Here is a 13,283-nt window from a genome sequence, read left to right as displayed (position 1 = left end):
TGTTCACGGTTTCCAGCCATTCGCCCCGCCGCGGCCTTACTGTTGGCCGATTTCGGGGCGAACCCGGCTGGGAAACGCGTGTCAGCCGGTCCGGTCCATGAAGCTTGTCATCCAGATTCCCTGCTACAACGAGGAAGTGACCCTGCCGGGGACACTCGCCGACCTGCCGCGGGAAGTCCCGGGATTCGACAGCGTGGAATGGCTCGTGATCGATGACGGCTCGACCGACCGCACCGTCGAGCTCGCGCGCGCCCACGGCGTGGATCACATCGTCCAGCAGTCGCACAACCAGGGACTTGCCGCCGCCTTCATGGCCGGGCTCGAGGCCGCGCTGAAGGCGGGGGCGGACGTGATCGTCAACACCGATGGCGACAACCAGTACCGCGCCGCCTGCATCCCGGCACTCACGGCCCCGATCCTCGAGCGGCGGGCCCAGATCGTCGTGGGCGCGCGGCCGATCTCGACCATCGCCCATTTCTCACCGGTCAAGCGGGCGCTGCAGCGCCTCGGCAGTTGGGTCGTGCGCCGGGCGAGCGGGGCGGACGTGGACGACGCGCCGAGCGGCTTCCGGGCGATCCACCGGGACGCGGCCACCCAGCTCTACGTCTTCGACCGCTACACCTACACGCTGGAGACGGTGATCCAGGCCGGCCGGCTCGGCATCCCGCTGGTCTCGGTCCCGGTCGAGGTGAACGGCCCGACGCGGGAGTCGCGGCTGATGAGGTCGGTGGCGCAGTACATCCTGAGATCGACCAAGACGATCCTGCGCATCGCGGTGCTCTACCGGCCACTGAGGTTCTTCGCTGTGCTGGCGGCGATCATCATGCTGCCGGGTATCGCGGCCTTCATCCGTTTCCTCGTCTTCTACGCGACGGGCGAAGGCAGCGGCCACGTCCAGTCGCTCGTGATCGGCGCGGCCCTCATCGCCGCAGGGTCGGTGGTCTTCGTGGGCGGCCTCGTCGCCGACCTGATCGCGGCGAACCGGGTGCTCTCGGCCGACATCCGGAGCCGGCTGCTGAAGGCCGAGCTCGACCGGGCGGGCCGATGACGGCTCACGCGTTCGGGCGGCGCGGCGCGGCGCTCATCCTCGGGATGTCGGCGGCACTTGTGGCGCTTGCGGCCTTCGTCTCGCCCGGCTTCTTCAATATCGACGAGCTGGTCTACTTCCTCTCCGCGCAGACCCTGCGCGATACGGGAGGCTTCGCCGTCCAGAACGGGTACGAGCAGTTCGGCTCGGACGACCTGAGGCTCTGGTTCCTGGTCGAGGGCACCTCGGGGCTCATGCCACAGTATCCCGTCGGCACGGCGCTCGCGGGGGCGCCGCTGATCGGCCTGTTCGGGCCGAAGGGGCTCATCGCGCTGAACCTCGCGGCCGGCGTCGGGACGCTCGTCGCCGCCCATGCGCTCGCGCGGCGGCTCTTCGGGTCGCGGGATGTGGCGGATCTCTCGGTCCTGCTGCTCGCGGCTTGTACCTTCTGGGCGGAATACGTCGTGGGTCACTGGCCGCATTCTGTCAGCCTCTTCTCGGTCACGCTTGCCCTTTGGCTTTTCCTCGGGGCGCTCGACCGGGAGCGCTCGGCCTGGTGGCCGTCCGTCCTGTCCGGGCTCGCGGTCGGGGCGGGCCTGTTCTTCCGGCTCGAGGGCGTCCTCGTCCTGCCGGCCATAGCGGCGGCGACGATCCTCTACGCCGTCCGCCCTATCGCTGTCCTGATGGGTGGCGCCCTGGGGCTCCTGCCGATGGCCGCCTTGCTGGCGCTGTCCAACCAGGCTCGGTTCGGCGGCTGGAGCCCGCTCTCCTACGGGTCCTCGGGCGGAGGCACCGACGCCTCGAGCTACCTCGGGCTCGGGGTCCTGCTACTGCTCGGTCTCGGCGGGCTCGTCGTTCTGCGTCTCACCGGCGGAGGCGGGCGGCGGGTCGGGCTCCTGGCTTTCGCCGCCGCGGCGGCCGGGGTCGTGGTGTTGCTTCTTTCGCCGGCCTCCTCCGCGCCGCGGGCGCTGTTGAGCGGGATTCACGCGATCCTGATCGACGCGACGGCGGTCTCCGATCCCCGGCCGGGGATGCAGGCGCAGGCCGACGGCACTCTGCTCTTCTGGGGCTTCCCGAAGAAAGCGCTGGGCCAGTCGCTCCCATGGCTCGGGTGTCTCGCCCTGCTGGTCGGGTTCGACTGGCGGGACAAGCGGCGCAGCGTGGTGATCGTGCTGCTGGTCGCAGTTCTCTGGGCGCTGCCGTTCCTGATGCGGAGCTGGCACGGCGGGCTGGGCTCGAACATGCGGTACCTTCTGCCGACGCTTCCGGTCCTGACGGCCCTCGCCGCCTGGCTGACCCTGCGGCTGGCGGAGCGGGCCGGGCAGGGCGTGCGGCCGGCTTTTCTTGCGGCCCTCGCCGGGCTCTTACTTGCCGCGCTCTGGCCGCTGCTCGCCCCGGATCGCGGGGCGCAGCTCCACCAGGTCGCCTCGACCTATCTCCTCGGGGTCATCGCCCTGCTCTCGCTCGTCGCGGGACTGGTCCCGCGCCGCGCTCTGGCCTCCGCCGCGCTCTTCTCCGTGGCGGCCGGGATGGGCGTGTCGACAGTCCTCGCGCTGCAGGACCTCCGGGCCTCGCAAGCCCGACGCGGTGCCATGGCGGCGCATGCCGAGGCCGCGTCGAGGATCGCCGGTCCGGTCGTCTTCTACGGCGCGGCAGAGGCCTATGCCGAGGCCATCGACGATCCCGACCGTCTTCTCGCCATGCCCGGCCGGGTCGATGGAGCGGTCGATTTCGACTTCGTGGAGGCGGCCTGCGCCGAGGGCTACCGCGTCCTCATGCCCGAAGCCTTCGCGGCGCAGTTCGCCGAACTCGACGGCCGCGTCGCGCTGCTGGAGGACGGACCGACCGAAATGGATCCGCCCCTTGTCCGGGTGACCTGCGGTGCCTCCTGACCTCACTCCGGCGCGGAGAGGTCCTCCGTCGTGCCGCCGGACCGGGTGAAGTCCTCCCAGACCCAGGCCATGCGGTCCACGAACCAGAGCTTGCTACCGGCTACCAGTACGATGCCAGTGATCGTCGCCCAGGGATCGAGCTGCCAGAGCCCCCATGCGTAGGGCAGGACGCCCACCGCGCTGACCCCGCTCAGCAGTCGGGCCACGCGCAGGTGGTGCGGAGCGATGCGCGCGCGGTGGCGCAGGAGCACGCGCTCGCCCATCACGCCTCGGGCAGCCCAGCTGTCGAGCCGGTCCGGCGCCGGGAAGAGACGGGGGTTCACGAGGATCCAGAGGCAGACGAGGACCACCGCGGCCCAGGCCCATGAGCCGATCCAGACGCGGCTCCAGATCGCGAGGGCGAGGAGCGGAAGCGGCGTCGCGGCCCTGGTCCAGACCGACCACGGGTTCGCATGGCGCGCCCATGCGCGGTCGTCCATGGCCATCAGCCGCTCGGCCGCGCGGTAAAGATCGGGTGCACTCATGGGGCCAGGATGGCCCCGCGGCCCGATGCTGCCAAGCCTCGGGTCACGGCAGGTCGTAGCGGCTCTGGACCAGCCCGCCCGCGAAGCTGCGGGTCTCGGCGTGCCGCAGCGGTATGTCGTGGTCGAGCGCCCCGAAGAGCGGGAGGCCCGCGCCGAGAAGGACCGGGATGCGGGTGATCACGATCTCCGAGATCAGCCCCTCGCGCAGGAAGGACTGGATGACCCGGCCGCCGTCGACGTAGGCGCGGGCCCAGCCCTCGGTGGCGAGCTCGGCCATGACCTCCCTCGGGGCGGCGGCGGAGATCCGGACGCGGTCGACGAGGGACGCCGGCAGGTCGGCAGGCGTCAGGCTGCGGGAGAGGACGACGACCGGCTTGCTGTAGGGCCAGTCGCCGAAGCCCAGAACGGTCTCGTAGGTCGCGCGGCCCATGACGAGGCCGTCCATCCGCGCCATGAAGGCGTCGTAGCCGTGATCCTCGGTCGCGCCCTCGACCTCCAGCCAGTCGAGCGCCCCGTCGGGGCGCGCGATGAAGCCATCGAGGCTCGTGGCGATGAAGACGTGTCCGCTGACCATGGCCGCACTCGGGACCGGGATGCGTCACTGTCCTCCCCGGCGCACCGGAGGGCAAGCGTCATGCGCGGGCCGGCTCAGGCGGCGTTGTACATGCCCTCGTAGATCGGCCCGAGGGTCTGGTGGTCGAAGAGCGACGACACGCTCGTCCCGTTCCAGATGTTGAGGATCGCCTGGGCGAAGATCGGCGCGGTGGGGACGATGCGGATGCGGTCGCAGGCCTTCACCTCGGGGGCGGGTTCGATCGAATCGGTGATGACGAGGCTCTTCATCACCGACTTGCCGATCCGCTCCACCGCCGGGCCGGAAAGGACGCCGTGGGAAATGTAGGCGTGGACCTCGGTCGCGCCGTTCTCCATCAGCACCTCGGCGGCCTTGCAGAGCGTTCCGGCGGTGTCGCAGATGTCGTCCACGATGATGCAGCGCTTGCCCGCGACCTCGCCGATGATGGTCATCTCGGCCACTTCGCCGGCCTTCTCGCGGCGCTTGTCCACGATGGAGAGCGGGGCGTCGATCCGCGTCGCCAGTTCGCGGGCGCGGGCGACGCCGCCGACATCGGGCGAAACCACCATGACATCGGAAAGGTCGCCGAAGTAGTGGCGGATATCGAGGGCGAAGATTGGCGAGGCGTAGAGGTTGTCCACGGGCAGGTCGAAGAAGCCCTGGATCTGGGCGGCATGCAGGTCCATCGTCAGCACCCGCTCGATCCCCGCCTGGTGGATCAGGTTGGCGACAAGCTTGGCCGAGATCGGGGTGCGCGCCTTGGTGCGGCGATCCTGACGGGCGTAGCCGAAGTAGGGAAGGACGGCGGTGATCCGGGCGGCCGAGCTGCGGCGGAGCGCGTCGGCGATGATCAGCAGCTCCATCAGGTTGTCGTTGGCGGGCCGGGAGGTCGGCTGGATGATGAACATGTCCTCGCCGCGGACATTCTCGAAGACCTCGACGAAGACTTCGCCGTCGTTGAAGCGCTCGACACGGGCGTCGACCAGCCCGACCGACATGCCCCTGTGCATGGACATCCGCCTCGCGACCGCTCGGGCGAGCGGCATGTTGGCGTTCCCGGCGATGAGCTTCGGCTCGACGATGGCAGGCATGGGCGGTCCTTCGGCGGATGGCATCCAGATGACGTTGACACCGCGTAGCACAGACCTAGGCTCGCGCAAGCTTTGACCGGGGGGAGGGCGCTGAATGCCGCGTATCGACTACTTCTTTTCCACGATTTCGCCCTTCACCTACCTCGCGGGCACAAGGCTGGAGGAGATCGCGGCGCGGCACGGGGCCCAGATCGACTACCGGCCGCTCGATATCCTGGCGCTCTTCGGGCGCACCGGGGGCGTGCCGCCGAAGGAGCGCCACCCGAGCCGGAACGAGTACCGCGCGCAGGAGCTGGAGCGGGGATCAAAGAAGACCGGCCTGCCGCTGAACCTCAAGCCGGCGCACTGGCCGACGAACGCCGCGCCCGCCTCCTACGCGATCATCGCGGCCCAGTCGGCCGGTGGCGGCGACATGGGCGCGCTCTGCTACGGGATCCTGCGGGCGTGCTGGGCGGAGGAGAAGAACATCGCCGAGGATTCGGTGGTCCGGGGCTGCCTGGAGGCGGCGGGATTCGATCCCGGCCTCGCGGATTCGGGCCTGCTCAGCGGGGCCGAGACCTATGCCGCGAACCTCGAGGAGGCGGTGAACCGCGGCGCCTTCGGCTCGCCCTTCTACATCGTGGCGGAGACGGACCAGAGGTTCTGGGGGCACGACCGGCTGGACGATCTCGACCGGCACCTGGCGGGGGAGCTGTAGGGTTTTGTCGGGGGTGCCGGGCTGAAGCCCGGCCTACGGCGCGACCTTGGCGGAGGCGGGGAGTTCGGCCGGCTGTAGCGAGAGATCGCCGGGCTGAAGCCCGGCCGACGGTCAAGGGAAACGGACGCGCCTGGCGACCGCGAAGAGCCATCCGTAGGCCGGGCTTCAGCCCGGCCACCACCCGCCACTTATCCCCGAACCGCCCCGCGCAGGTGGCCGAGGAACGTCTCGACCGCCTCTTCGGTCATCGACCAGTCGCAGACCAGCCGCCCTGTCAGTTGCGCCTCGCGGTCTCCCTCGAGTGGGCCGTCGGTGACGTAGTAGGTCGCGCCGGCCTCGATCAGCGCGGCATGCACCCGGCGCGGCCAGCGGACGTAGAGGATGTTCGCCTGCGGCTCGGCGACGAAGCTCTCGCCCAGTCCCAGCGCGCGAATCCCCTCGGCCAGGGCGGCGGCGGCGCCGTTGGCACGGCCCGCGAGCCCCAGCCAGAGGTCGTCGGCAAGATAGCCCTGCATCTGCCCCGCCAGCGTCCGGTGCTTGGAAAAGAGATGCCCGGCCCGCTTGCGGCGCATCTCCAGCTCGCGGCTCTTGTCCGGGTCGAATAGGATGCAGGCCTCGACCGCGAGACAGCCGTTCTTGGTGCCGCCGAAGCTCACCGCGTCGATGCCGGCCTTCCAGGTCATCTCGGCGGGCGTGCAGCCGAGCGCCACCAAGGCATTGGCAAAGCGCGCGCCGTCGAGGTGCACGGGCAGGCCGTAGGCCTTGGCCACGTCTGTCAGGGCGGAGAGCTCCTCGGTGGAGTAGATCGTCCCGCGCTCGGTGACCGAGGTGATCGAGACGGGCCCGCGCTGGGGCGAATGCACCATGCGGCCGCGGCTCTCGATGGTCTCGGCCAGCGCCTCGGGCGTCATCTTGGCGTGGCTGTGGGGAACGTGGGTCAGCGAGGCCCCGCCGGAGGCCGCCTCGACTGCATTGGCCTCGTCGTCGGAGATGTGGCTGACCTGGGTGCAGAACACCGTCTCCCAAGGTTGGGAGAGCGTCGCGAGCAGGAGCGCGTTGGCGGCGGTGCCTGTGGAGACGAGATGCACGGCCGCGCGCGGGGCCTCGAAGATCTCGCGGATCCGGTCCTGCACGCCACGGGTGATGTCGTCGTTGCCGTAGCCCATGAGGTAGCCCTCGTTGGCCGCGGTCAGGGCCTCGAGAATGGCGGGATGGGCGGGGCCGGCGTTGTCGGAAGCGAAGTGCACTCAGGGTTCCTCGATGATGTGATCCTCCCAGTCCTCTTCGGGAACCACGAGCTCCGAGACGGTCAGCCCGCGCGCCGAGACGCCGGCGTCATGGACCGTCTCGGGCGTGCCGGAGACCAGGGGATGCCAGTAGTGAAGATCGCGCCCCTCGTGGACCAGCCGGTAGGCGCAGGTCTGGGGGAGCCAGTAGAGATGTTCGGGAATCGACTCCGCCGTGAGCTGAATGCACTCGGGGACGTAGCGGTGACGGGTGGGATAGCTGCTGCAGCGGCAGGTCCCGTCGTCGAAGAGCTTGCAGGCGACGCGTGTCAGGGCGACCTCGCCGGTCTCGGAGTCCTCGAGCTTGTTGAGGCAGCACTTGCCGCAGCCGTCGCAGAGCGCTTCCCACTCGCGGTCGCTCATCTTCGAGAGCGGCGTGTCCCGCCAGTAGCCCTCGCGCACCCCGTCGCGCGGGATCGGGTCGTTGGCCTGGGCGCCGGTGGCGCGGAGGCGGCGGTCAGACATGGGCCAGCACCTCGCGCGCCTGGGCGCAGTCCTTGTCCATCTGGGCGATGAGCGGGTCCACGCCGTCGAAGGCGAGCTCGGGCCGCAGGAAATCCACCAGCGCCACCGAAACATGGGCGCCGTAGAGATCGCCGGAGAAGTCGAAGAGGAAGCTCTCGCAGTTCGGGGCGTTGACGCCGAAGGTCGGCCGGATGCCGATGGAAGCCGCGCCGTCGTAGGTGCCCTGGTGCGGCCCGGTGCGGACGTCGACCCGCACCGCGTAGACGCCGAAGCGCGGCGGGTGCAGACCGGTGATGTCGAGGTTGGCGGTGGGGTAGCCCAGGTCGCGGCCGCGCTGGTCGCCGCGGATCACCTCGCCCTCGATCCGGTGCCAGTGCCCGAGCATCGCCGCAGCGTCTCGCGGGCGGCCCTCTGTCAGTGCCGTCCGGATCGCGGTGGAGGAGACGCGACCCGCCTTAAGCTCCAGCAGCGGCGCGACGGTGACGCCGAAGCCGAAGCGCGTGCCGAGCTCGCCCAGCCCCTCGGCGGTGCCGGCCCGGTCCTTGCCAAAGAGGAAATCCTCACCCACCACCGCGTGCGACAGGCCCAGCTGCCCCGCCAGCACGTCGCGGGCGAAGGCCTCGGGCGTCAACTGCGCCAGGTCGCGGGTGAAGGGCATCTCGTAGAGCACGTCCACGCCGATCTTCTCCAGCCGGTTCGCGCGCGCCTCGGCGTTCATCAGGCGGAAGGGCGGCGAGTCGGGGGCGAAGACCTCGCGCGGATGCGGCTCGAAGGTCAGCACGCCCAGCGGCGCGCCGCTTTCCCGGGCCACGTCGCGGGCGGTGTCGATCACCGCGCGGTGCCCGAGGTGCACGCCGTCGAAGTTTCCGATCGCCGCCGCGGCGCCGCGGGCGGCGCTCTCCGGGGGCAGGCTGTCACGGACGATGCGCATGCAGCGCAGGTAAAGCGGCCACGGGGCAGGCGCAAGGCGGCCGCCGCAGGTCGGTGGCAGGGCAGCGGGCCAACGCGGCGTGACCCCGGCAAGCTCGCTCAGTCGAACTTCGCGGAGGGCGCGAGAACCGTCGCCTCGCCCTTGAGCACCGGCTTGCCGTCCACCGCGCATCGGGTGTCGAGCGTGACCCTGCGGCGGGCGTGGTCGATGGCCGTGACCTCGACCTCCGCCGTCACCCGGTCGCCGGGCCGGACCGGCCCGAGGAACTTGAGGCTCTGCCCGAGGTAGACCGTCCCGTGCCCCGGCAGCTGCTCGCCGATCACCGCGGAGACGAGCCCCGCCGTCAGCATCCCGTGCGCGATACGTCCCTCGAAGATCGTGTCCCGGGCGTAGGAGTCATCCAGGTGCACCGGGTTCCGGTCCGTGGAGACCTCCGCGAAGAGCTCGATGTCGCGGTCGGTCACCGTCTTGGACAGCGAGCGCACCATGCCGATCTCGATGTCCTCGATGCAGATCGTGCCGCGGGGCAGGTTGTCGAGCATGTCGTGCTCCACCATGTAACTTTCGGTCTCAATGGGCGTCTGCTGAGAAATAAAGTTACTTCGCGGGCGCGGAAAGTCAATCGCCGCGGCGCGACTAGCGCAAGAACCCGATCGCGTAGGTCGGCGTCACCTGCTGGCCCGTGACATAGGCCTCCAGCGCCTCCGCGTCGGGCTGGCGGTCCGTCTTGGTCTCCCTCGCGGCGAGACCGCCGGTGATGAAGAGCGAATCGATGTCCTCCTGCTGCGCGCCGAGGATATCCGTCAGGATGCCGTCGCCGATGGCGATGACCCGGGGATCCTCCAGCGCGCCGGGCAACTGGGCGTAGCGGCGGCGGGCGAGGTCGTAGATCGGCGGGTGCGGCTTGCCGAAGTAGAGGCTGGTGCCGCCGATCTCGGTGTAGATCGACGCGAGCGCCCCGGCGCACCATTCGCGCGTCTCGCCGCGGTCGACGACCATGTCGGGGTTGGCGCAGAGCAGCTTCAGGCCGCGGTCGCGAGCCGGGATGAACTGGGTCCGGTAGATCTCGGGGTCGGCGAAGCGGTCCTCGGGGCCGCAACAGACGATGCCCTCCGCCTCGTCCAGCGGCACGCGGGTGATCTCGACCGGGTCGGACAGGAGGTGCAGCGGCTCGAAGAAGGACATGTCGGTCTGCTCGCCGATGAACCAGACCTTGCGGCCCACCGCCCCCTCGAACATCGCCGTCCGGGCGCTGTCGCCGGAGGTCGCGACCGCGTCCCAGCTATCCTCGGGGATACCCAGCGATGCGATCTGCGCCTCGACCGGACCGCGCGGACGCGGGGCGTTGGTCACAAGGATCACCTTGCCCCCCGCCTCGCGGAAGGCCCGCATCGCCGCCACCGCCTCCGGGAAGGCCCTGACGCCGTTGTGCATGCAGCCCCAGAGGTCGACGAAAGCCACGTCGTACTGCCCGGCGATCGCGGCGAACTTCTCGATGATCCGGGTCATGCGGCCTCCTGCGGTGCTCCGGCCCGCTCTTGCCGGAACCCGGGGCGCAGCGCAATCGGGCTCAGCCGGCGGCGGCGGCCTCCAGAGCGGCGACGTCGATCCGCCGCATCGTGAGCATCGCCTCCATCGCCCGCCGCGCCCGGCCGGGGTCCGGATCGGCGAGCAGGGCGTGAAGGCGGCGTGGCACGACCTGCCAGTGCACGCCGAAGCGGTCCCGGCACCAGCCGCACATGTGCTCGGACCCGCCGTCGGCGGTCAGGGCGGTCCAGTAGCGGTCGGTCTCCTCTTGGTCGTCGCAGGTGAGCGCGAGCGAGAAGGCCTCGGTATGCGGGAACCGCGGCCCCCCGTTCAGCGCGGCATAGGGCTGGCCCTGCAGGATGAAGGTCACCACGAGGACGCCGCCCTCGTCGGGCGCGTTGGCCACGTTCACGATCCGGCTGTCGGGCAGGAGGGAGGTGTAGAATTCGACGGCGTCGAGGGCGTCGTCGTCGAACCAGAGGTGGGGTACGAGGTCCGCCATGCGGCCGCTCCAACGGGATACGGCCGCAAGGCTAGCACGAATCGCGCCCGAGGGCGCGGGGGCGATCAGACCTTGAGGTTCGGGATGATCTGCTTCTTGCGGCTCATCACGCCCGGCAGGACCACGGTGTCGCCCTCGACCGTGGTGTCGAAGCTCTTCTCCGCCACGCCCTTGGTCAGGTCGTTGGGGACGAGCATCGTCGCCTCTTCGCGCAGGATGTCGACGACGAAGAGCAGGACCTGGTCGACGCCGTCTTCCTTGGCGACGGTGTCCATCGCGGAGACCAGCCCCTCCTTGCGGTCGAGGACCTGGGCCGGCGCGGTGGTCTCCAGCACGGAAACGCGGAATTTCTTGCCGTCGACCTCGTACTCCTTGCTGTCCATCCGCAGCAGCTCGGCGTCCGAGAAGGCCGAGACATCGGACTTCGCGGCGAACATCTCGGTGGCGTAGTCGGCGATGTTCAGGTCGAGGTCCGAGGCGAGGCTCTCGGCAAGCGCCCGGTCCACGTCGGTCGTGGTGGGCGAACGGAACTCCAGCGTGTCGGAGAGAATGCAGGAGAGCATGAGCCCCTTGATCCCCTCGGGCATCTCGGAGGCCTTCGGACCCATCAGTTGGTGCATGATGGTCGCGGTGCAGGCCAGCGGGCGGATCGTGATGTCGATCGGGCCCTTGGTCTCGAGCCCGCCGGTCAGCTTGTGGTGGTCGATGATCGAGCGGATGTCGGCCGAGTTGATGCCCTCGGGCAATTCGGCGGGGTTGTTGGTGTCGACGACGACCACCGGCGTGCCGGGCTCCACGTCCTCGATCACGGAGGGGGCCTGGAAGCCCCAGCGCTCGGCGACGAAGGCGGCCTCGGTGTTGGGCTCGCCCAGCAGGCGGGCCTCGGCGGGCTCGCCGCGAACCTCGGAGAGGTACCAGGCCCAGATCAGGGGGCTGCCGGTCGAGTCGGTGTCGGGGGCCTTGTGGCCGAAAACGAGCGTCGTCATTGGGTCACCCTGTGGCTTGGGGAAAGTCGGATCGCGCGCCTTATAGGAGGGGCTCACGGCGATGTCACCCGTTGCCGCGAGCGGGCCGGGCGGGCAGTCTCCGGCGCCATGCGTGAGAGCGATCTCTATCCCCCGGTCAAGGCCTACCTGAAGGGGCAGGGCTACGAGGTGAAGGGCGAGGTGGGCGCGGCGGACGTCATGGCGGTCCGCGCGAACGACCCTCCCGTCGTCGTCGAGCTCAAGCGCGGCTTCTCCCTCGCGCTCTTTCACCAGGGCATCGCGCGGCAGGCGGCGGTCGAGGCCGTCTACCTCTGCGTGGCGCGGCCCGGGGCGGCGGCGCTGAAGCGCAACCTGGGCCTTGCCCGCCGGCTGGGGCTCGGCGTGATGACCGTGCGGCCCCGGGACGGGCGGGTCGAGGTCCATTGCGACCCGGGACCATTCCAGCCCCGCCGTTCGCCCGCCCGGGCCGCGCGCCTGCTGCGCGCCTTCGAGCGTCTGCGCGGCGATCCGAACGCGGGCGGCGCCACGCGGCACGGGCTCGTCACGGGATACCGGCAGGACGCGCTGGCCTGCGCACGCGTGCTGGCCGGCGAAGGGCCGCTGCGCGCGGCGCGTGTGGCCGCGCTCGCCGAGGTCCCGCAGGCACGGCGGATCATGGCGGACAATTACTACGGCTGGTTCGAGCGCGTGGAGCGGGGGGTCTACGGGCTGACGGACGCCGGACGGCGCGGCCTTGCCGACTGGGGCACGGACTAGGCCGGGGGGGGGGGCGCTCAGAAAGGTCGGCGCTCCACCAGCCACCCGGACTCGGCCAGCAGGTTGAGCAGGCCCTGCTTGCCCGGCAGGTGCAGCGCGCCAGCGGCAAGCAGGATGTGCTCGGCCTCCGTCTCCTCCAGCCGCGCGATCCAGGCGCGGTTGCGGGTGTGGAGCAGGTCCTCCGCCGTGAGCTCGAAGATCTCGTCGGCCCGCTCGCGGCTGAGCCCCGGCGTGCGGTAGGCGGCAAAGCGCGAATCCGCCCAGGCCCGCCCGGTCTCCTCGGCGAAGTAGCTCTCGAGCATGGCGACGAAGCCGCGTGTCTGAAGGTCCGGCGGTCCGGCGGCCAGGCGCAGCATCTCCATCTGCTCGTCCTCCGGGGCGGAGGAGAAGACGTCCAGCACGGTCTCCCAGGGCTCCAGGCTCTCCGCAGGAAGGCCCGCCTCCTCGGCGGCATCCAGGATCATCCGGTCCAGCCCCTCGCGCCCGGCCATCAGGTCGGTCATCGCGCAGGGCGGGGTAGCGAGGGTGAGCGTGAGGTACCAGGGCTTCATCCGCGCGGCCATGAAGCCGGGCACCTGCCGCGCCCGCGCGGCCTCGACGAGGCTGTGCCAGGTCTCCTCCGAGAGGCGCTCGGGCAGGGTCGGACCCTCGGTCACCAGGATGCGCGAGGGATCCTCGGCGAGGGCCTCCTGCATCCGGGCCTCCTCCTCGGGGGTGACCTCGACCATCAGCAGGTCGGCCTCCTCGATCGCCGGACGCACGGAATCGAGCATGGGTGTCAGGCGCGGGTCCCAGGCGTGCATGGTGCCCACCAGGGTGATCCTGCGGTCGCCGCGCGTCGCCTCCCAGAACAGGCCCTCGGAATAGGGCATGGCCTCGGCCTCGGCCGCGGCGGCCTGGCGCTCGGCCTCGGTCATCTCGTCGGCGAAGCTGGGACCGTCGCAGACAGCGGCGGCTGGCCCGGCGAGAAGGCCCAGAAGGCCGAGAAGGGGGAAGAGGCGCATGGGACTCGCTCCGGTCAGGCG

15 protein-coding genes are annotated in these 13,283 nt (G+C 70.4%); 4 read left to right on the top strand and 11 right to left on the bottom strand.

Annotation, left to right across the window (positions count from 1 at the left end):
- Window positions 1-97 precede the first annotated feature (97 nt).
- Both F3S47_RS03895 and F3S47_RS03890 read left to right on the top strand, forming a co-directional pair.
- Window positions 98-1,048: a glycosyltransferase family 2 protein gene (locus tag F3S47_RS03895; RefSeq protein WP_150443882.1), complete on the top strand. Its 951-nt coding sequence runs from the start codon at window positions 98-100 to the stop codon at window positions 1,046-1,048.
- Window positions 1,045-2,919, top strand: coding sequence for an ArnT family glycosyltransferase (locus F3S47_RS03890; protein WP_150443881.1), 1,875 nt, complete (start codon window positions 1,045-1,047; stop codon window positions 2,917-2,919). Before F3S47_RS03895 ends, F3S47_RS03890 begins: the two co-directional genes overlap by 4 nt.
- A gap of 2 nt (window positions 2,920-2,921) precedes the next feature.
- On the opposite strand, the gene F3S47_RS03885 is transcribed toward F3S47_RS03890, so the two are convergent.
- The 3 genes from F3S47_RS03885 to F3S47_RS03875 all read right to left on the bottom strand — a co-directional run bounded on the left by F3S47_RS03885 (window position 2,922) and on the right by F3S47_RS03875 (window position 5,108).
- Window positions 2,922-3,443, bottom strand: a complete 522-nt coding sequence (locus F3S47_RS03885) for a DUF6653 family protein (protein WP_150443880.1) — start codon at window positions 3,441-3,443, stop codon at window positions 2,922-2,924.
- Window positions 3,444-3,486: 43 nt separating this feature from the next.
- Window positions 3,487-4,017 carry a dihydrofolate reductase family protein gene (locus F3S47_RS03880; RefSeq protein WP_150443879.1) on the bottom strand — a complete coding sequence of 177 codons (531 nt, stop codon included), beginning with the start codon at window positions 4,015-4,017 and terminating at the stop codon, window positions 3,487-3,489.
- Window positions 4,018-4,091: 74 nt separating this feature from the next.
- Window positions 4,092-5,108: a ribose-phosphate pyrophosphokinase gene (locus F3S47_RS03875; protein WP_150443878.1), complete on the bottom strand. Its 1,017-nt coding sequence runs from the start codon at window positions 5,106-5,108 to the stop codon at window positions 4,092-4,094.
- Between the two features lie 94 nt (window positions 5,109-5,202).
- Here F3S47_RS03875 and F3S47_RS03870 point away from each other — a divergent pair, with 94 nt between their 5' ends.
- Window positions 5,203-5,805 (top strand): 2-hydroxychromene-2-carboxylate isomerase, encoded by a 603-nt coding sequence (locus tag F3S47_RS03870; protein WP_150443877.1) that lies wholly within the window; start codon window positions 5,203-5,205, stop codon window positions 5,803-5,805.
- 188 nt (window positions 5,806-5,993) lie between these two features.
- On the opposite strand, the gene F3S47_RS03865 is transcribed toward F3S47_RS03870, so the two are convergent.
- The 7 genes from F3S47_RS03865 to F3S47_RS03835 form a co-directional block, all read right to left on the bottom strand.
- Window positions 5,994-7,052 carry a threonine aldolase family protein gene (locus tag F3S47_RS03865; protein WP_150443876.1) on the bottom strand — a complete coding sequence of 353 codons (1,059 nt, stop codon included), beginning with the start codon at window positions 7,050-7,052 and terminating at the stop codon, window positions 5,994-5,996.
- Window positions 7,053-7,556, bottom strand: a complete 504-nt coding sequence (locus F3S47_RS03860) for a YcgN family cysteine cluster protein (protein ID WP_150443875.1) — start codon at window positions 7,554-7,556, stop codon at window positions 7,053-7,055. It abuts the gene before it with no gap.
- Window positions 7,549-8,487 carry a bifunctional riboflavin kinase/FAD synthetase gene (locus tag F3S47_RS03855; protein WP_150443874.1) on the bottom strand — a complete coding sequence of 313 codons (939 nt, stop codon included), beginning with the start codon at window positions 8,485-8,487 and terminating at the stop codon, window positions 7,549-7,551. Before F3S47_RS03855 ends, F3S47_RS03860 begins: the two co-directional genes overlap by 8 nt.
- Window positions 8,488-8,585: 98 nt before the next feature.
- On the bottom strand, window positions 8,586-9,029 hold the full coding sequence (locus tag F3S47_RS03850) for a MaoC family dehydratase (RefSeq protein ID WP_150444212.1): 444 nt from the start codon (window positions 9,027-9,029) through the stop codon (window positions 8,586-8,588).
- A 94-nt stretch (window positions 9,030-9,123) separates the two neighbouring features.
- Entirely contained in the window at window positions 9,124-9,996 is an 873-nt protein-coding gene (locus F3S47_RS03845; protein ID WP_150443873.1) for a TIGR01459 family HAD-type hydrolase, read from the bottom strand.
- A gap of 61 nt (window positions 9,997-10,057) precedes the next feature.
- Window positions 10,058-10,516, bottom strand: coding sequence for a VOC family protein (locus F3S47_RS03840; RefSeq protein ID WP_150443872.1), 459 nt, complete (start codon window positions 10,514-10,516; stop codon window positions 10,058-10,060).
- Between the two features lie 65 nt (window positions 10,517-10,581).
- Entirely contained in the window at window positions 10,582-11,502 is a 921-nt protein-coding gene (locus tag F3S47_RS03835; RefSeq protein ID WP_150443871.1) for a manganese-dependent inorganic pyrophosphatase, read from the bottom strand.
- Window positions 11,503-11,610: 108 nt separating this feature from the next.
- Here F3S47_RS03835 and F3S47_RS03830 point away from each other — a divergent pair, with 108 nt between their 5' ends.
- A complete protein-coding gene (locus F3S47_RS03830) occupies window positions 11,611-12,258 on the top strand; it encodes a DUF2161 domain-containing phosphodiesterase (protein ID WP_150443870.1) in 648 nt (215 codons plus the stop codon).
- Window positions 12,259-12,275: 17 nt separating this feature from the next.
- On the opposite strand, the gene F3S47_RS03825 is transcribed toward F3S47_RS03830, so the two are convergent.
- Window positions 12,276-13,262: a TraB/GumN family protein gene (locus F3S47_RS03825; protein WP_150443869.1), complete on the bottom strand. Its 987-nt coding sequence runs from the start codon at window positions 13,260-13,262 to the stop codon at window positions 12,276-12,278.
- Window positions 13,263-13,283 lie beyond the last annotated feature (21 nt).

Origin of the sequence: Histidinibacterium aquaticum (genome assembly GCF_008710275.1) — a bacterium.
In the GTDB taxonomy this organism is placed as follows: Bacteria; Pseudomonadota; Alphaproteobacteria; order Rhodobacterales; family Rhodobacteraceae; genus Oceanicola; species Oceanicola aquaticus.
This window is presented reverse-complemented; position numbering and strand designations above follow the sequence as displayed.